Below are 18,890 nucleotides of genomic sequence, written 5' to 3' on the forward strand. Positions count from 1 at the left end.
AGCTTGGGGCCAGGTCGAGGCGGTTGAGCCGGGGAAACGGCGTCGGCGACCGTGCCGCACGGTGGGATGCGCTCCCCGGTTGCCGGGACGATGGTCGCGGCGGCCCACATGGCGGGCGGTCTGGCCCGTCGCAGGAGGGCTGAAGACCCCCAATCCGGCTGAACAAAAGTTGCCCAGCTAGGGTCCATATCCGTTGCACGCCACGACCCCGTCGACGCTTCAGCTCGGATTCGACGAAGACCTGCGACGACGCCCGAACCAGGCCGGTACCGTGATGGCCATGAGTGTGCGTTCCCTTCCCGCTGCGCTGCGTGCGTGCGCCCGGCTGCAGCCCAATGACCCAGCGTTCACGTTCATGAATTACGAACAGGACTGGGCCGGCGTTGCGGAGAGCCTGACGTGGTCGCAGCTGTATCGGCGAACGCTGAACATGGCACGGGAGCTGAGCCGTTGCGGCTCGGCGGGTGATCGCGTGGTGATCTTGGCGCCGCAAGGGCTCGAATACATCGTCGCCTTTCTCGGCGCATTGCAGGCTGGCCGGATCGCGGTTCCGCTTTCGGTTCCACAGGGCGGCGCCAGCGATGAACGTGCCGACTCGGTCCTGCTGGATGCGGCGCCGGTTGCCGTCCTCACGACCTCGTCGGTCATCGACGACGTGGCCCAGCATGTTAAGGCGCGGTCCGGCGCGACCGCCCCGTCGATCATCGAAGTCGACCGGCTGGATCTGGACTCTCCGAATGGATCCGGCGCCGTCCAGGACAATTTCCCAACGACGGCGTACTTGCAATACACGTCCGGATCGACCCGCGAACCGGCCGGCGTGATCCTCTCCCACCAGAATCTTCGGACCAATTTCGAACAGCTGATGTCGGGGTACTTCGCGGACACCGACGGGATCGCGCCGCCGGACTCGACGCTGGTCTCGTGGCTGCCCTTCTACCACGACATGGGTTTGGTTCTGGGAATTTGCGCCCCGATTCTGGGCGGATATCAATCGGTGCTCACCAGTCCGGTGGCGTTCCTGCAACGCCCGGCCCGCTGGATGCAGATGATGGCCAGCAGCCCGCACGCTTTCTCGGCCGCACCGAACTTCGCCTTCGAATTGGCGGCCAAGAAAGTGGCCGACGACGACATGGCCGGGCTTGATCTGGGCAATGTACTCACCATCCTCAGCGGTAGCGAGCGGGTGCAGCCCGCGACGCTCAAGCGCTTCGCCGACCGCTTCGCCCGCTTCAACCTGCGTGAGCAGGTGATCCGACCCTCGTACGGCCTGGCCGAAGCAACGGTGTACGTGGCGACCAGCAGGCCGGGTCTACCGCCGGAACTCGTCGGCTTCGAGGCGCAGAGTTTGTCCGCCGGCCAGGCTCAGCGGAGCGCAAGCGGCGACGCCACGCCACTGGTCAGCTACGTTGTGCCGCAATCGCCGATCGTGCGGATCGTCGATCCCGATGCCCGCACGGAGTGTGCGGACGGAACGGTCGGCGAGATCTGGGTGCACGGCGACAACGTCGCCGTGGGCTATTGGCGGAAGCCCGAGGAGAGTGAGCGCACTTTCGGTGCAAGGATCGTCACCCCTTCGCAGGGCACGCCCGAAGGCCCTTGGCTGCGGACGGGGGATTCCGGTTTCGTCGACGACGGCCAATTGTTCATCATCGGCCGGATCAAGGATCTCTTGATCGTGTACGGCCGCAACCACTCTCCCGACGACATCGAGGCGACGATCCAGGAGATCACCCGAAGCCGCTGCGCGGCCATATCGGTTCCCGGTGATCGCAGCACCGAGAAGCTGGTCGCCATCATTGAACTGCGGAACCGTGGCGGCGAATCGGACCGGGATGCCGGCACTTTCAAGGACAGGCTGGGCGCCATCAAGCGGGAAGTCACCTCGGCGTTGTCCAATTCGCACGGCCTGCGCGTCGCGGATCTGGTGCTAGTAGCGCCCGGCTCGATCCCGACCACCACCAGCGGCAAGGTCCGACGACAGGCGTGCGTTGAGCAGTATCGGCAAGACCAGTTCGCCCGCCTGGACGTTTAGCGTGCCGGCCGACGGTAGTCATAGGTCATCCCGGCTCGCCAACCTCCTCGTCGTCGCCGCCTGGATTTCGGTGGCGGTGATCGCGAACGTGATTCTCGCGCTGACCCAGGGGAAAGCAAGCGATGCCGGCTCGGCGCTCCTGCCCCGGGATGCCACGACGGCCGCCGTCACCGGACGCATCGCGAAGGCCTTCCCGGGCACCGGCACCAACGCCATCGCCTACCTGCTGCTGGACGGCCACGACACGCTTGGGCCTGCGGACCAGCCGTACTACGACGCCGTCGTTGCCGCCCTGCGCGCCGACACCCGCCACGTGGGATCCGTCCTCGACCTGTGGTCGGATCCCCTCACCGCCCCGCTGGGAACCGGCCCCGACGGCCGGTCGGGTATCGCGATGGTGTGGCTGGTCGGCGAGGCGGGGAGCGCCCAAGCGCACCAATCGCTCGACGCCGCACGATCGGTCGTGGGTAAGGTGCCGCTGCATCCGGGGCTGCGCGCCCGCATTGTGGTCCCGGCGAGCACCAGCGGCATGCCTATGCACATGAGCGCGTGGCAGGGCGCCGCGATTGTGACCGCCGCGGCGCTGATCGCCGTCCTGCTGCTGCTGCGAGCGCGGCAGCCCAGGATCGTTATGGGGATCGCGCTGCTGACCGCTGGGCTATCGCTCGCGGTGGCGTGGCCGCTCGCCGCGGTGGTGCGCGGCGACCACGGGGGCAGCATGTCGGTGTTCGCGGTGACCGTGGCCGCGGTCCTGGCGATCGCCACGATCACCACATCCGCGATGCTGGTTGTCCGGCTCCGGCCCGGCGCAGGCTGCTACCGTGACGCGCTGCCCGCGTTAGCCCTGCCCGGGGCGTGCGTCGCGATGCTGACCGCTCCCCTGCTGCTGGCCCGAACCCCGGCGCTGCACAGCGTCGGCACGGCCGCACTGGGTGTCGTTGTGGCACTTGCCGCCTCGTTGACGCTGCTGCCCGCCCTGCTCGGGATCGCGGGGCCGTCATCGCAGCCGTCGTCGGGAGCCGGCGGTGCCGCCCAGACACCCGCGCTGTCGATGTCGCGCGCGGCCGTCGTCACCGCCGTCGTGTTGGCGATCTGCGCGCTGCCCGTCGTCGGGATGCGGTGGGGTATCAGCGAGAACCCAACGAATCCGGCCGGGACCGGCAGCGCGCGGTTGTTCCCCGGGACTTCGCCGCCCGACGTGGTGGTGATCGAGGCCGTCCGCGACCTTCGGGACCCGGCCGGGCTCATCGCCATAGACCAGGCCAGCCACCGTTTGATGGAAATTCCCGGCGTGCGCAGGGTGCAGTCGGCGGCATGGCCGGCCGGTATCCCGTGGGCCGATGCCTCGCTGACCTCCGCTGCCGGACGGCTCAGCGATCAGCTGGATCGCGGGGCCGGGAATTTCATGCCGCAGGTGAATGCGATCAAGTCGATGCGGTCGATGGTCGATCAGATGACCGGCGCGGTCAACGAGCTGGAAAAGAGCGTGAACCTCGGTCTTGCCGGGGCGGCCCAAATCCAGCAGAACGTCGATGTCCTGCTCTCCGGCACGCGAAACATCAAGGGCATGACCGTGGAGTTGTCGGGATACCTGGACCCGGTGCGCGGCTGGATGGACGGGGTCGAGAACTGTCCCGCCGACCAGCTGTGCTCGGCGGTGCGCAAGGTCGTTGGTCCCGTCGACAGGGTGGTCGGCGACGTGGCGTTGCTGTCGGATGGCGCGGACCGCATCGCCGAGGTGTCGCGCAGAACAATGGGCGCCTTCGCCTCCGCACCGCACGTCGTGGCGGAAATGAAGTCGGTGCTGGCGCAGCTGCGCTCCTTTGTGCCCAGCCTGGAAACAACCATCCAGGACACCCTCCCGCAGCTCGTGCAGGTGTCGGCGTTCCTCAAGAGTCTCAGCACCGATTTCGCCGATACCGGCGAGGGCGGCTTCTATTTATCTAGGAAGGCGCTGGCGGATCCGTCGTACCAGCACGTGCGGCAGACGATGTTTTCGTCGGACGGAACGGTGACCCGCCTGTTCGTTTATTCCGACGGCAACAGACTCGGTCTGGATACCGCGGCGCGCGTGCGGCAGCTCGAAATCGCGGTCGGCAAGGCGGCGAAGTACGGAAGCCTCCTGGACAGTGAGATGACCGTGAGCGGAGGCGCGCACGTGGCCACGGCCGTCCGCGGCGCCCTCACCCACGATGCCGTGCTACTGGCGGTCATGACGCTCGCGGTGGCGGTCCTGGTCGGCATGTGGCGCGGCGCGGTCGGTGGCCTGGTGGTCGGTCTCGCGGTGCTGGCCTCCTACCTCGCCGCGCTGGGGATCGCGGTCGCGCTGTGGCAGTACCTCCTGGGTCGCGAGCTGCACGCCTCGGTGCCGCTGGTGGCGTTCGCCCTCCTCGCCGCGTGCGGCGTGCCGTATCTCCTGGCCCTTGGGGCCGCGCGCACCGACGCGGGATCTGCGGGCACCGTGTCGGTTCGCGGCGCCGTCGCCCCGCTCGTGGCGCTTGGTGCCGCGTTGGGCTTGGGGCTGGTGCTGGTGTCGGGCGGTTCCTTCAGCGCCCTCGGTCAGCTCGGTGCCGTTCTCGTGATCGGGGTGGGTGCGCTGACCGCGGTGGCGCACGTATGCAATCCGGGCGCGATCCACGACCGCAATCAGCGACCCACCGCCACCGCGTCGGCCGCAGCGCTCATCAATCTACGTTCACGGGTTCGTTCCATTTGGACAACGTGACCTCGACGGAGCCCGGGCCGAGGTCCACACGTGCCTTAACGAGGCGGTGCGAACCGTCCTGGGCAATCCACACGGTCGCCGGCCTGGGGTTTCTGGCACCGGGATCCAGGATCTTGACGGCGTCCGTTGGCAGAGTTCCCGCGATTTTGGTGGTGGCAATTCCGCCGATAACCTCGGTGCCTTGCGATTGCAGGTTGGTGACACCCTCCAGCAACTTCGTCACACCGTTGATGGGGTCGATGAGGCGCGAGGCCGACAGCTCGGACACGGAGCCGAGATTGCTCCAATCGTCGAACAGTTTCACCGAGATGTTGTCGTCCTTTACCCGGAAAGGAACACCCGCCTCGTCGTTATAGGTGCACACGCCCTTTGCCGCGAGCGGGTTGGCCCGCACATCGACGTCGGCAGTGCTGATGCCGAGCATGCTGTCGACTTTCCCCGTTGTGCGGATCGCCAGATGCGCGCTGGTCAAAGCCTTTGTCGCGTCAAGTGACTGCCTGATCTCGGCAACAAGAGCCGGGTCGGCCGTCGTGCTGACCGACGGATGCGTCTCGGCAGCGGGTTTGTCAGCGGAGCAGCCCGATAGCCACAGCGCCAGGCAGACGCCCAGCGCCACCAGAACCGCGGACCTCACCGCCGATTTTCGATCGTTCATTGCTCACCCACCTCGATGATGTTCGCCCATGCCGTCGCGAGCGGGACGACCAGTACGACGTTCACCCGGTTGGGCGCCCTGCACCACGCATTCTCCCGCCAGCACCATTCGCAACGCGTCATCGACAAACCCGGCCAAGAAAAGATTCGGTGCGTCCACAGTTGGCCCGAACATCGCGAGCTTGCTGGCGTTCACGATCGTATCGTGTAGCCGGCATGGCTGTCGCACACCCGGCCAACGTTCGTTCGGGCCACACCCAGCCCGGCGAATTGGCAAGCGCTTCCCATCAGTGCGCCCCGGGGGACCGGCGGGTTTAGCCGTCGGGGGAGTCGTGGCGGGTGATCGGCGGCGGTTGGCGGGTTTTGTCGGTCCCGTTTCGTAAAGTGCGTCGCATGGCAGGTCAGCGGTTTCGTTGCACGCCGGGAGGCGTGTGTTGGCTGAGGCTGCATCTGGTGTGGTATCCGAAGTACCGGCGCCGGGTGTTGGGCGGGTGGGTCGCCCGCCGCCTGGACGAGCGGATCGTGCAGATCGCCGACGAGCACGGTTGGCAGATCGTGGCTCACGAAGTGATGCCCGATCACATGCACCTGTTCGTGCAGGTCGGACCTAGCGACTCGCCAGCGGCGGTGGTACGGGCGTTCAACGGGCGCACGGCGCGGGTGGTGCGGGCTGAGTTTCCGTACGTACGTTGGTTGGCGACGGTGTTGTGGTCGCCGTCGTATTTCGCCGCGTCGGTCGGCTACGTGTCGAAGACGACGGTGCGCGGCTACATCGAGCACCAGTCGGACGCGGCGGCGGCATGAGACGCGCTTACGTGTTCCGTCTGCGCCCGACGGCGCGCCAGCATGTGGCGTTGGCCGCGTGTGTGGATTCCCACCGCGAGTTGTATAACGCTGCCCTGCAGGAGCGCCGGGACGCATGGGCGCACAGCAAGACGGGGATCAACTACGGTGATCAGTCTGCGCAGCTGTCCGAGATCCGCAGTATGCGACCGGATCAGGCGCAATGGTCGTTTTCCTCGCAGCAGGCCGCGTTGCGGCGGTTGAACAAGGCGTTTGCCGGGTTCTTCCGCCGCGTCAAAGCTGGGCGGACGCCGGGGTATCCGCGCTTTAAAGGGAAGGCCCGCTTCGACAGCGTGCAGTGGCCCAAAGACGGTGACGGTGCTCGCTGGCTACCCGATCAACGGCGGGTGTATCTGCAAGGCATCGGGCAGGTGAAGGTGCATCTGCACCGTCAGGTCCAGGGCAGGGTCAAGACGATCCAGGTCTAACGCCAGGGCCGGCGCTGGATGCTGGTGTTGTCCTGTGATGAGGTGCCGACCAGGCCGTTGCCGGCGACCGGCGCCCAGGCCGGTATCGACGTCGGGGTGGTGACGTATGCGACGCTCTCCGATGGCACCGAGGTCGCCAATCCGCGGTGGGCACGTCAGGAGGCCGGCCGGGTGCAGGTGGCCCAGCAGCGACTACAGCGCGCTCAACGCGGCTCCAATAACCGGGTCGCTCGCCGGGAGACGGTGGCGGCGCGGCACCGTAAGATCGCCAACCGGCGCAAGGACTTTCACCACAAACAGGCCAGTGAACTCGCGGCCCGCTACGACCTGCTGGTGGTGGAGGACCTCAAGATTGCGAATATGCTGCGCCGAGCGAAGCCGAAACCTGACCCGGACAACCCGCAACAGCTCCTCCCCAATGGGGCCCGAGCGAAGTCTGGAGTCAACCGATCAATCAGTGACGCTGGCTGGGGTCAGTTCGTCTCGATACTGCGCGCCAAAGCGGAAGACGCTGGGCGCACCTGGATCGAGGTAGACCCCCGGCACACCTCCGACGGGTGTGAGTGTTGCGGTCACGCAGCGCCCGAGAATCGCGTCAGCCAAGCGGAATTTGTCTGCCAACGCTGCGGTCACGCCGCACCGGCAGACCAACACGCCGCACGCAACATACTCAGGGCTGGACTGGCCCTACACGCCGCAACCGCAGCGTAAAAGAAGCCGACGGCTTCCAGCCGTCGGAGAAGTCACTCGAGCAGTTCGTCTCACACTAAACATGCACCGGCACTTTCTCGTCGTCGGACTCGGGGAGCCGCGGCCCTTCGCCATTTGATTCGGGATTGCGGCTTCCAAGGATTTGCAGTCCCACATAGTCGGCGACCGCGGCGGGGGTTGGGTGGTCGAAGATCAGGGTGGGTGGCAATGTCAGCCCGGTGGCGGTTTTGAGGCGGTTGCGGAGTTCGACGGCGGTCAGCGAGTCGAAGCCGAGGTCCTGGAATTCGGCAGTGGGGTCGATGTCCTCGGGGGACGGCCGGCCCAGCACCGCCGCGGCCTGTAAGCACACCAGCCCTACCAGCAGGTCGTGTTGTTCGCTGGAGGCCAGCCCGTGCAGGCGTTGGGCCAGTGCCGATTTCGATTGGGCGGCATCACCGGTGTCCTCGATTTGGCGTCGCCGTGGGCGGCGTGCGAGCCCGCTGAACAACGGCGGTAACCCGCCGCTGCGGACCAGGGCATCGAGTGCGCCGCGGTCCAGGCGGGTGGCGACCATGACGGGTGAATCGATCGCCAGCGCGGCGTCAAGCAGCTCCAGCGCCTGCCCGGGATTCATCGGGGCCAGCCCGCTACGGCTCATCCGGGCCAGATCGCGGGCGCTCAAATGAGCGGTCATGCCGCCGGGTTGTTCCCACATCCCCCACGCCAGTGATATCCCGGCCAACCCGGCCGCCTGCCGGTGAGCGGCCAGCCCGTCCAGAAATGCGTTCGCCGCCGCGTAGTTACCCTGCCCCGGTGAGCCGACCGTGGCCGCGATCGAGGAACACAGCGCGAACATCGACAGATCCAGATCGCGGGTGGCCTCGTGCAGGTTCCAGGCCGCGTCCACCTTGGCCCGCAACACCGCATCCATCCGATCCGGCGTCAACGAGGTGATCACCGTGTCATCGAGCACCCCGGCGGCGTGAATCACCCCACGCACCGGCGGAAACTCCCGCGCCAGCCGGGCAAACAACCCGTCCACCGCGTCGCGATCGGCCACGTCACAGGCCACCACCTGCACCCGGGCGCCGGCCTCGGTCAACTCCGCGGCCAGCTCGGCGGCTCCCTCGGCGCGATCGCCCCGCCGGCTGGCCAGCACCAGATGACGCACGCCAAAGGCATCGACCATGTGGCGCGCCAGCACGGCACCGACCGCCCCGGTGGCACCGGTGATCAACACCGTGCCATCGGCAAGCCCATCGGCCAGGGCCGAGGGCATGGTCAGCACCACCTTGCCGATGTGGCGGGCCTGACTCATGAACCGGAAGGCCGCCGGAGCGCAGCGCACATCCCAGGTGGTGACCGGCAGCCGATGCAGCACCCCGGCGTCGAAGAGCTCCCTCACCTCGCCCAGCATCTCGTGCATGCGCACCGGACCGGCCTCCGACAGGTCGAACGCACGGTACTGCACGCCGGGATAGTTGGCGGCGATCTTTTGGGCGTCGCGGATATCGGTCTTGCCCATCTCGAGGAAACGCCCGCCACGTACCAGCAAGCGCAGCGACGCATCCACGAACTCACCGGCCAGCGAGTCGAGCACCACGTCGACCCCGCGGCCCTCGGTGACCGCCAGGAACTTCTCCTCGAACTCACATGTGCGGGAATCACCGATGTGGTCGTCGTCAAATCCCATGGCGCGCAACGTGTCCCACTTACCGCGGCTGGCGGTGACGAAAATTTCGACCCCCCAGTGGCGGGCCAGCTGCACCGCCGCCATGCCCACCCCGCCGGTGCCGGCATGGATCAGCACCGATTCCCCCGCACGGATTCCGGCCAGGTCCGCCAACCCGTACAAGGCCGTCAAGAACACCACCGGCACGGCGGCGGCCTGGGGGAACGACCAGCCCCGCGGCATCTCGACGATCAGTTGCTGGTCCACCACCGCCAGCGGACCCGCCCCGCCGAGGAAGCCCATCACCGCGTCGCCGACGGCCACCGTGGTCACCCCGGGGCCGATCTCGGTCGCCACCCCGGCGCCCTCCGCACCCAGCGGCGGAGCCTGGCCCGGATACATCCCCAACGCGGCCACCACGTCGCGGAAATTGACCCCGACCGCCGCCACGGCCACCCGCACCTGTCCCGCCTGCAGGGGTGCTTGCGCCTCCGGGCAGGGCTGGATCACCAGGTCTTCCAACGTCCCACCGCCGCCGGCGGCCAACCGCCACGCCGGCTCCCCGGCCGGCGGCGCCAGCAACGGCGGGGCCGGGGCCAGCCGCGCGGCATGCACATCGCCGCCACGCACCAGCAGTTGAGGCTCCCCAACTGTGGCCAGTTCGGCCAGCACCGCCGCATCAACCGCCGTGTCGGTGTCGATCAACACGATCCGGCCCGGGTTTTCGGCCTGCGCCGAACGCACCAGGCCCCACACCGCAGCGGCGGCCAGATCGCTGACATCTTCACGCGGCAACCCCACCCCACCATGGGTCAACACCACCAACGTGCCCGCCCGGTCCGTGCCGAGCCAGGACTGCAGCACCTCCAGGGCTGCATGGGTGCCGGCATAAACGGAGCCCACCGCCGAGGGTTCTTGGGCACCGGTAGACCCGCATTCCCACACCACCACGCCGACATCACCATCACCGGCGGCGGCAAAGTCCGCCCAGGACAGCACCGTGGGCTCACCGTCCCGGTCAACACTGTTGTGGCCCAACGGTATTGGTGACCACATCACTTCCAGCGGTCCCTGATCGGGTGCACCGCCGGCCGCTGCCACCGCGGCGCGTAGCTGCTCGGCGCTCATCGGTCGGGTGACCAGCGAGCCCACCGTCAGCACCGGCAATCCCGTGGCATCGGCCAGCTCAACCGAGATCGCATCCGCCCCCGCGGACACGAAGCGGGCCCGCACCCGCGCGGCACCCCCGGCATGCAGCGACACCCCCCGCCAGCAAAACGGCAGCCTCGTCTCGGTGGTCTCGATTGCCAGCCCCAGGGCATGCAGCACCGCGTCCAACACGGCCGGGTGCATCCCCATCCCGTCGACCGCCACGCCGGCCCCGGCGGGAGCGGCCACCTCGGCGAAAAGCTCGGACTCGCGCCGCCAGATCGCCACCAACCCCTGAAACGCCGGACCGTAGGCATAACCGCGCTCGGCCAGCTGCGCATAGCCATCGGAGATGTCGACACTCACCGCACCCTCCGGCGGCCACACGGATAGGTCCGCCGCGGCCGCCCGGGCCTCGGGGGCCTCCACGCCAAGCGTGCCCTCGGCGTTCAGCAGCCAATCCTGGGACTGACCGGCCCGGGAATACACCGATACGGCCCGGAGCCCCGAGTCCACGGCGGCCCCCACCACCACCTGCACCTGCACCGCCACACCCGGGTGCAGCACCAGCGGTGCCGCCAGGACCAACTCCTCGATGACCGCGCACCCGGCCTCGTCACCGGCGCGGATGACCAACTCCACGAAACCCGCCCCGGGGAACAGCACGACCCCGCCAACCACGTGATCGGCCAGCCACGGCTGATCCGCCAGCGACAACCGGCCGGTCAACACCACCCCGCCAGAATCCGGCCGCTCGACCACCGCGCCCAACAGCGGATGCTCGGTCCCGCCCAGACCCAACCCGGCCGCATCGGCGGGCCCATCCCCGCCCGGCGTCTCCCAAAACCGCCGCCGCTGGAACGCATAGGTGGGCAACCCCACCCGCCGCCCACCCGATCCGGCGAACACCGCCGCCCAATCCACCGGGACACCGGTGGTGAACAACTGACCCGACGCACCCAGCACCGAGGCGACCTCCGGGCGGTCTTTGCCCAGCATCGACACCACTATCGCCTCAGCCGGGGCCAAGGACTGCTCGATGGAGCCGGTCAAACCACTGCCGGGACCGACCTCGATGAGATGCGTCGCCCCAAGCGTCTGCAAATGACGCACGCTGTCGGCAAACCGCACCGGCCGACGTACATGCTCCACCCAATAGTGGGACGAGCCGTATTGGGACGACCCGAGACCACCACCGGCGCCGGCCAATTCGCCCGTCACGTTGGACACCAGCCCGATCTGCGGCTCGCGTGCCTCAACCCGGGCCGCGACCCGCGCGAACTCCTCGAGCATCGGCTCCATCAAGGGCGAATGAAACGCATGCGAGACCGCCAACCGGTGCACCCGCCGACCTTGCTGCGCAAACCGGTCCGCGATCGCGGTCACCGCGGCCTGGGCGCCGGAGATCACCACCGATTGGGGCGCATTGATCGCAGCGATCCCTACCCCCTCAACCAGCGACGGCAGCACCTCTTCTTCAGATGCGGCGACCGCCACCATCGCCCCACCCGCGGGTAGGGCCTGCATCAACCGGCCCCGCGCGACCACCAGCATCGCGGCGTCCGCCAACGTCAACACCCCGGCCACGCACGCCGCCGACAACTCCCCCACCGAGTGGCCCATCACAAAGTCGGGCTGCACACCCCAGCGCCGCAACACCGCGAACAACGCCACCTCGACCGCGAACAACGCCGGCTGAGCAAACTCGGTGCTATCCAGCAGAGCCGCATCGGCACCCCAAACGACCTCGCGCAGCGGCAACCGCAGATGCCGATCCAACTCATCGGCCACCGCATCGAACGCCTCAGCAAACACCGGCAGGCAGTGGTGCAACTCGCGGCCCATCCCGATGCGCTGCGAGCCCTGTCCGGGAAACACCACCACCGTCTTCCCCACCGGCCCCGCCTGACCGATCACCGCGCCCGCGCCCGGGTCACCGGCGGCCACCCCCGCCAGTCCCCTCATCAACGCCTGCCGATCGGCGCCGACCACCACTGCCCGGTGCTCGAACACCGACCGGCCCGCCAACGAGCTCCCCACATCGACCGGATCCAGCCCCGGGTCGGCCTGCACATGGGCCAACAATCGACCCGCCTGCGCCGTCAACGCCTCGGGAGATCTCGCCGAAACCACCCACGGCAGCACCGTCAACCCTGACCCGCCCCCGGTGGTTTCGCTCACCTCAACCGGAGCCTGTTCCAAGATCACGTGCGCGTTGGTGCCGCTGATCCCAAACGAGGACACCCCCGCCCGGCGCGGGCGCCCGTCAACCACCGGCCATTCTCGAGCCTCGGTTAACACCGATACCGCGCCGCTCGACCAATCCACCCGCGGGGTGGGCGCATCGACATGCAACGTCGCCGGCATCACGCCATGCCGCATCGCCTGAATCACCTTGATCACACCCGCCACGCCCGCCGCGGCCTGGGTATGACCCATGTTCGATTTGATCGAACCCACCCACAACGGCCGCTCCGACGACCGGCCCTGCCCATAGGTGGCCAACAATGCCTGCGCTTCGATGGGATCGCCCAACGTGGTGGCGGTCCCGTGTGCCTCCACCACATCCACCTCGGCCGCGGTCAACCGTGCGTTGGCCAACGCCGCCCGGATCACCCGTTGCTGGGCAAGCCCGTTGGGCGCGGTCAAGCCGTTGGATGCGCCGTCCTGGTTGACGGCGCTCCCACGCACCACCGCCAAGACCGAATGCCCCAACCGCCGCGCATCCGACAGCCGCTCGAGCACCACCACCCCGGCGCCCTCTCCCCACCCCGTCCCATCGGCCGCTGCCGCAAACGCCTTGCAACGCCCATCGGCGGCCAGCCCCCGCTGCCGACTGAACCCCACGAAAATCGATGGCAACCCCATCACCGTCACGCCACCGGCCAGCGCCAAGTCGCACTCCCCCGTGCGCAACGACGCCATCGCCCAATGGATCGCCACCAACGACGACGAACACGCCGTGTCCACCGACACCGCCGGGCCCTGCAGCCCCAGCACATACGCCACCCGCCCCGAGGCCACGCTGATCGACGTGCCGGTCAACCCGTACCCCTGCAAACCCCCGGTGTCTCTGTTGCCATAACTTGCGGCGAAGATCCCGGTGAACACCCCGGTCGCCGACCCCCGCAACGACAACGGATCGATCCCCGCGTGCTCGAGCGCCTCCCAGGAAACCTCGAGCATCAATCGCTGCTGAGGATCCATCGCCAACACCTCGCCGGGGGCGATCCCGAAAAACCCGGCATCAAAACCCGTCGCGTCCTCCAAAAACGCACCCCACCGCGTGTAGGTCTTGCCCTCCGCGTCGGGGTCCGGGTCATACAACCCCTCTACGTCCCAACCGCGATCCGTCGGAAACTCCGACACCACATCGCGGCCTTCCGAGACCACCTCCCACAACCGCTCCGGACCGTCCGCGCCACCCGGGAAGCGGCACCCCATCCCCACCACCGCGATCGGCTCCGTCGCGCGTTGTTCATATTCCCGCAGCCGCGCGCGCGCCTCGTCGAGCTCGACAGCAACCTTTTTCAGATAACGCAGGAGCTTGTCGCTCTGCGGGTCGGCCCCCTCAACGCTGACAGTCACAATCAGTTGCTCCTCTTTTATGACTCGTTTTATGACTCGCCGAACTCGGAATCGATCAGCTGGAAAACCTCGTCGGCGGTCGAGGCCGCATGGATCCGCTTGCCCAGGTCGCCCTCACCGCCGGTGATGGCGCCGAGGAGGGCACGCAAACGATCGGCGACACGTTGCTTCTCGCTGTCCCCGATGGACACCACCATCGCTTCGAGCTTGGTCAGCTCCTCTTCGATGGGTGAGTGGCCGTTCGCGCGCGTATGCGTTGTCGGGGCCGGGCCCAGCCCCCGGTCCCACCCGGACAGGGCGGCGTCCACATAGCGAGCCAATCCCGATATCGAGCCGCAATCCCACCCGACCGCGTCAGGCAACCGCAGGCCGGTAACGGCGGCCAATCGTTTGCACAGTTGGACCGTCATCTGCGAGTCGAAGCCCAGCTCCGCGAACGCGAGATCGCGATTGACCGACCGATGATCGGGCTCGCCCAACATCTTCGCGGCCTCTTCGGATACCGCCTCCACCACCAGCCGGTGACGTTCCTGCTGCAACACGGCCAACCGCTCATTGAGGGTCACCCCGCCGATGTCTCCTCCAACAATCGGCACGTTCGGCACCGGTCGGTTCTCAACCACCGCGTGCGCGTCGGCCTCAGGCTCAATCAACGGGACTTCCCAGATCGGTTTCGTTGGAGCCTCCGCGCGAAGCGCGCCGCGCATCAATTTCCCGTTCGGGGTCCGCGGAAGTCGATCGAGGGTGGCAAACCTATGCGGAACCTTGAATGCGGACAGTCGGGTGAGCAATCGCCGGTGGATGCCTCGCGTAATCGACTCGTCGACGATTGCACCGCTCGCCGGGACCAGAAACGCCTGCAGCACCGACGCTCCCGTGGATTCCTTTACTGCGACAACCGCGGCCTCGGCCACCGCGTCGTCTTCAATAATGAGTCGCTCGACCTCTCGCGGATTGACGTTAACCCCTCCGACGATTTCTGTATCGTCCGCGCGGCAACGGAACGTAACCCATCCGTCGTCGTCGACACGCACCCTATCCCGCGTGTTGAGCCAACCCTCTCGCAGCGGCAAATCGGGCCAATTCCAATAGCCCGGCGCGATCGATGCCCCTCGGACCCATAGGTCGCCCTCAACCCCGGGTTCGACGGTGGTGCCATCCGGCGCCACAACGCGAATCTCATAGGGCGGAAGGACCTTTCCCAGAGTCCCCAGGCGCCATTCGTCGACAGTATTCGATACGAATGTCTGCCCCACCTCAGTGGATCCGATCCCGTCAAGAATGGGGATACCGCCGAAGAATTCCGTGATTCGCTCGGCGAGGGCGACCTCAAGGGGCTCTCCCGCTGATACCACACAACGCAGCGTTCGGAAAGAGTCAGGAGAGCACTCGTCGACAACTCTCGCGAAGAAAGTTGGGACACCGTACAGCACCGATGGCCCAAACCGCGCGCTCAACTTGGCCGCCGCTTCCGCACCTAACGGCGAGGGATTGATGACGGCGGAACCACCTGTCGCAAGTGGAAACCAGACGGAATTACCCAGACCGTAGGCAAAATACATGCGTGCGCTGCTTAGCCCGATATCGTGGGCGGTGAGGCGCAACGCTTTACGGCACATCGCTTCGACAAACATGAGCGCGTCGGCGTGTCGATGGATCGCCGCCTTCGGCGGCCCCGTAGTGCCAGAGGTGTAAGTCGCGTAGGCATGGGCGTCACCACCGACCGGCTCGTAATCTCCCGGCTCGACTCGGGTCGCCTCGGACAGCAGCTCTGCGGCTTCCACCACGGCCGACGGCTGAAAACGACCGCGCAGCGGGCCAGACGTGACGACAAGCGCCGGCTCCGTGTCGCGCTCGGCAAACGCGTGGTCTTCGCGATGGAGCTCCGGATTCGCCAGAAACGCTATGACTCCACGAGCCAGGCACGCCAGCAACAGCTGCACGAGGTCCGGCGAATCCGGGAGACACAACAGGACGCGATCTCCTCTGCAAAGGCCGCGGTTTCTCAGCACTTGCCCGAGACGCGCTCCGCCGTCATGGATTTGGCGATGGGTGACGACGCCCGGCGCATAGTAGGCCGGGCTGTCGTACCATGCCGCTTCCGATGCCCGCTGAGCGAGCAGGCCCGCGAGATTCCCATTCCGCATTGTCGGATGACCGCCCTAGCACTCCGCCGTGACGTACGAGGTCCGCCACCCGACATTGTCAGCGCCAGGAACCTCTGGGGATCCGATCATTAAATACAAATCGATCGCCACTCCTTGTTTCGATGTGTGAATGTTGGCAATAATCCAGTTCTTCACGCAGAGCATCCTGGAATACACTTCGAAGAAAATACTCGGTAATAATAATGACCGGTTGTCCGCCGGCAATGATGCGATACCTCCGGGCAACGGTTTTCGCGCGCGAATTCCGATAGCCTTCGAGCTTGAGCCAACCCGGCGATTCTCCTACCCAGACTGTGGCCTCTTCCTTAAAGGTCTCAATGCAACTGGCCGCCATGACCTCGCCGATAGGACGATCCGTCTGCGTCAAGCTTTCCGTGATTGCGGGGGGTAACAGGTCAATGGCAACCAACGACTCCGCGGCTACGAGCGCGTCTCCTGAGGCCCGTCCCTTGAGCAAGATATCGCGCTGCAGAACCCGGCCGCTCGGTAACTGCTCCAATTCGAGTGTTTTCGGCGCGACATCGTGAATCTGCTGGTTGATAATTTGTACGACGATCTCATCGTTGGCGACCACGTTGAGAATCCGGGTAAGAGTGCCATTGGTTGCTATTAGTATCCGAAGGTCGCGATTGAGGCCTCGGATGTTTTCATCAGACAGGATGCGCTCGGTCATATTTTATTTCTTGGGTAAGAGCAGCGACCCCGTTGGACGCAGGCGAGGTTCCGCAATTCTGGTCGCCGCAAGCCGTGTTCGCAAGACGCGCTTCGTTGCCTGGCCCGAGGGTGCACGATCGCTTCGTGGCGGCCGTCGGTCGTCATGCCGGAACGTCCAAGCGGGTGAACTCATGGTTTCGGTAGCGCTCCACACATGCCGAACGTCGAACCTTGCCGCTGGTGGTGACCGGGATCGAGCCCGGGGCCACCATCACGACATCGGCGACCCGCACCCGGTGTGACCTGGATATCGCGGAGGTGACTTCGCGTTTGACGGCGCGGAGCCCATCCGTTGCCTCGGCATCCGTGTAGCCCCGCTGGGTGAGCTCGATGATGACGACAAGCTGCTCGCCGCTATCGTCCGGCACGGCTATCGCGACGACCCGGCCGTCGGTGATTTCCTGGATCGTCGCCTCGATGTCGTCCGGATAGTGATTGGACCCATCCACGACCAACAGATCTTTGATGCGGCCTGTGATGAACAGTTCGCCTTCGAAAATGACGCCGAGGTCTCCGGTCCGCAGCCACGGACCCGCCAACGTCCCGGGCGCGGGACTGACCAGCTGCGCACCGAACGTCCGCTCGGTGAGCTGGGGGTTCCGCCAATAGCCCATGGCGACGTTATCGCCCTGCACCCAGATTTCACCGACCGTCCCCTCCGGGCTCTCCACCCGGGTCTCGGGGTCGACGATCCGCACTGTCGAGGCCCGCGGCGCGCCGTAACTGACCAGCTTGGCGCCGTCGCTCGCGCCGCCCTCGCTGCGCTTCGCCCGACCGGCCGACAGGTGCTGGTAGTCAAAGCAGACCGCTTTCGGAGGGCGTCCCGGTCCGGCGGTAGCCACGTACACCGTCGCCTCGGCGAGGCCGTATGACGGTCGGATTGCCCTCTCGCTGAGGTTGAACTTGGCGAACCGGTTGATGAAACGCTCGACCGTCGCGGGGTTTACGCGTTCGGCACCCGTGACGATCGCGCGCACGTGGCCGAGATCAAGTCCGGCCATATCGTCATCCGATGTTCTGCGCACCGCCAATTCGAAGCCGAAATTCGGCGCGCTGGAAACCTGTCCACGATATTTGCCCAACAATTGCATCCAGCGGGCTGGCCGTTGCAAAAATGCCATTGGGTCGAGCAACACGGCGGTGTCCTGATTGATCATCGGGAGGAATATGCCCAGGACCAACCCCATGTCGTGATAGAACGGCAACCACGACACCGCAGTCGACGGCAGCTTTTCGGAATCCCCGAAGTAATCGGACATTAGCTGTGCGCAGTTGGTGATGACGTTCTTGTGCGAGATGACAACACCGGCGGGCGAACGGGTCGACCCCGATGTGTACTGCAGATATGCCGTGCTCGGATGCACATGTGAGATCGCATCGAGCTCTCGCGGGGAGTCCAGGTCCAGCGAGTCCACCGCCATGACGAGCGGTGCACGGCCCTGCGCGGCGCACGCATGGGGCGCATATGTTGCGACCTCGTCAACGACCGACGAGGTCGTAAGGATGACGGTCGGCAGGGAATCCCGCAACGCCGCCGAAATTCGTTCGTCGTGAATGCCGAACTGAGGCACTGGAAGAGGCACCGCGATGAGACCGGCCTGTAATGCACCCAGAAAGGCAACGATGTACTCAAGCCCTTGAGGGGCCACGATCGCGACCCGATCGCCGCTCGACGCGCAGATCCCGAGTTCCTCCGCGACGATCACCGCACGCCGGTAGACCTGCCACCAGGTCAGGGTTTCGGTAAATCCCGCCGGATCGCCCTCATAGTCGATGAACTTGTACGCAGCGCGGTTGGGATACTGGCTGGCTGCCCGCCTCAGCAGATCGGTAAGCGACGACTCGCGCGTCACGAATCGCGTTGTGGTCGTGTTCTGCGGTTGTGCCGCTTGCCCATCCGTCCCTGGTGCCGGCCGCGTCGCTACCTCGTCGCCAGCTCGAGACGACACAGCGTTCGTGTTCATTTCCACCCTTTTGCCCCTTGACGCAAGTAGAGTACGGGCGTTTCGCTGCCCTGTCACACGTATCGGTCGATAAGTGCCCACCGCCACAGCAGATTCCCAGCGCAGCCGCCCGTGGGCGAAATTGACCTGATCGTCATTCCCGATGTCAGCGCTGCCCATCGGCTCGCGACACCTGGCTCGGTCTCGATGATGTGGCCTTCACCCCCATTTGATGGACACGGGCCGGAGGAGATCAGGCTCGAACTCTAAACCCGTTGGTA

The 18,890-nt window shown here is 66.4% G+C and carries 11 protein-coding genes; 5 read left to right on the top strand and 6 right to left on the bottom strand.

The genetic code is table 11. The features are described 5' to 3' along the window. Positions 1-280: 280 nt before the first annotated feature. Both fadD28 and G6N24_RS14065 read left to right on the top strand, forming a co-directional pair. Positions 281-2,035 (top strand): fatty-acid--AMP ligase FAAL28/FadD28, encoded by a 1,755-nt coding sequence (gene fadD28, locus G6N24_RS14060; RefSeq protein WP_085157779.1) that lies wholly within the window; start codon positions 281-283, stop codon positions 2,033-2,035. After that, positions 1,992-4,760, top strand: coding sequence for an MMPL family transporter (locus tag G6N24_RS14065; RefSeq protein ID WP_269151257.1), 2,769 nt, complete (start codon positions 1,992-1,994; stop codon positions 4,758-4,760). The genes fadD28 and G6N24_RS14065 overlap by 44 nt, the downstream gene beginning before the upstream one ends. Here the strand turns inward: G6N24_RS14065 and G6N24_RS14070 are convergent. Continuing rightward, the gene (locus G6N24_RS14070; RefSeq protein WP_085157739.1) at positions 4,720-5,415 is read right to left on the bottom strand and encodes an LppX_LprAFG lipoprotein; all 696 of its coding nucleotides are present in this window, start codon (positions 5,413-5,415) and stop codon (positions 4,720-4,722) included. The genes G6N24_RS14065 and G6N24_RS14070 overlap by 41 nt on opposite strands. A 3-nt stretch (positions 5,416-5,418) precedes the next feature. Beyond that, positions 5,419-5,610 carry a hypothetical protein gene (locus tag G6N24_RS14075; RefSeq protein WP_139822229.1) on the bottom strand — a complete coding sequence of 64 codons (192 nt, stop codon included), beginning with the start codon at positions 5,608-5,610 and terminating at the stop codon, positions 5,419-5,421. Positions 5,611-5,807: 197 nt separating this feature from the next. On the opposite strand from G6N24_RS14075, the gene tnpA reads away from it, so the two are divergent. Genes tnpA through G6N24_RS24705 form a run of 3 tightly spaced genes read left to right on the top strand, consistent with a single transcriptional unit; the run spans position 5,808 to position 7,396 of the window. Then, positions 5,808-6,218 (top strand): IS200/IS605 family transposase, encoded by a 411-nt coding sequence (gene tnpA / locus G6N24_RS14080; RefSeq protein WP_085157735.1) that lies wholly within the window; start codon positions 5,808-5,810, stop codon positions 6,216-6,218. Beyond that, positions 6,215-6,685, top strand: coding sequence for an RNA-guided endonuclease InsQ/TnpB family protein (locus G6N24_RS24700; protein ID WP_232070565.1), 471 nt, complete (start codon positions 6,215-6,217; stop codon positions 6,683-6,685). The genes tnpA and G6N24_RS24700 overlap by 4 nt, the downstream gene beginning before the upstream one ends. Before the next feature lie 18 nt (positions 6,686-6,703). Further along, positions 6,704-7,396 carry an RNA-guided endonuclease InsQ/TnpB family protein gene (locus tag G6N24_RS24705; RefSeq protein ID WP_232070566.1) on the top strand — a complete coding sequence of 231 codons (693 nt, stop codon included), beginning with the start codon at positions 6,704-6,706 and terminating at the stop codon, positions 7,394-7,396. Positions 7,397-7,451: 55 nt separating this feature from the next. Here G6N24_RS24705 and G6N24_RS14090 read toward each other — a convergent pair whose 3' ends face one another. The 4 genes from G6N24_RS14090 to G6N24_RS14105 form a co-directional block, all read right to left on the bottom strand. Continuing rightward, positions 7,452-13,784 carry a type I polyketide synthase gene (locus tag G6N24_RS14090; protein ID WP_085157733.1) on the bottom strand — a complete coding sequence of 2,111 codons (6,333 nt, stop codon included), beginning with the start codon at positions 13,782-13,784 and terminating at the stop codon, positions 7,452-7,454. 29 nt (positions 13,785-13,813) lie between these two features. Beyond that, positions 13,814-15,931 carry a p-hydroxybenzoic acid--AMP ligase FadD22 gene (locus G6N24_RS14095; protein WP_085157731.1) on the bottom strand — a complete coding sequence of 706 codons (2,118 nt, stop codon included), beginning with the start codon at positions 15,929-15,931 and terminating at the stop codon, positions 13,814-13,816. A gap of 58 nt (positions 15,932-15,989) precedes the next feature. Further along, positions 15,990-16,625 (bottom strand): chorismate--pyruvate lyase family protein, encoded by a 636-nt coding sequence (locus G6N24_RS14100; protein ID WP_085157729.1) that lies wholly within the window; start codon positions 16,623-16,625, stop codon positions 15,990-15,992. Between the two features lie 142 nt (positions 16,626-16,767). Beyond that, positions 16,768-18,519 (bottom strand): AMP-binding protein, encoded by a 1,752-nt coding sequence (locus G6N24_RS14105; RefSeq protein WP_232070567.1) that lies wholly within the window; start codon positions 18,517-18,519, stop codon positions 16,768-16,770. Positions 18,520-18,890 lie beyond the last annotated feature (371 nt).

The sequence above is a fragment of the Mycobacterium lacus genome, from assembly GCF_010731535.1.
Taxonomy (GTDB): Bacteria; Actinomycetota; Actinomycetes; order Mycobacteriales; family Mycobacteriaceae; genus Mycobacterium; species Mycobacterium lacus.

Excerpts from the sequence above, each read along its gene's own strand:
- fadD28 (WP_085157779.1), top strand. The coding sequence starts at position 281 with ATGAGTGTGCGTTCCCTTCCCGCTGCGCTGCGTGCGTGCGCCCGGCTG.
- G6N24_RS14070 (WP_085157739.1), bottom strand. The coding sequence starts at position 5,415 with ATGAACGATCGAAAATCGGCGGTGAGGTCCGCGGTTCTGGTGGCGCTG.
- tnpA (WP_085157735.1), top strand. The coding sequence starts at position 5,808 with ATGGCAGGTCAGCGGTTTCGTTGCACGCCGGGAGGCGTGTGTTGGCTG.
- G6N24_RS24700 (WP_232070565.1), top strand. The coding sequence starts at position 6,215 with ATGAGACGCGCTTACGTGTTCCGTCTGCGCCCGACGGCGCGCCAGCAT.
- G6N24_RS24705 (WP_232070566.1), top strand. The coding sequence starts at position 6,704 with ATGCTGGTGTTGTCCTGTGATGAGGTGCCGACCAGGCCGTTGCCGGCG.
- G6N24_RS14095 (WP_085157731.1), bottom strand. The coding sequence starts at position 15,931 with ATGCGGAATGGGAATCTCGCGGGCCTGCTCGCTCAGCGGGCATCGGAA.
- G6N24_RS14100 (WP_085157729.1), bottom strand. The coding sequence starts at position 16,625 with ATGACCGAGCGCATCCTGTCTGATGAAAACATCCGAGGCCTCAATCGC.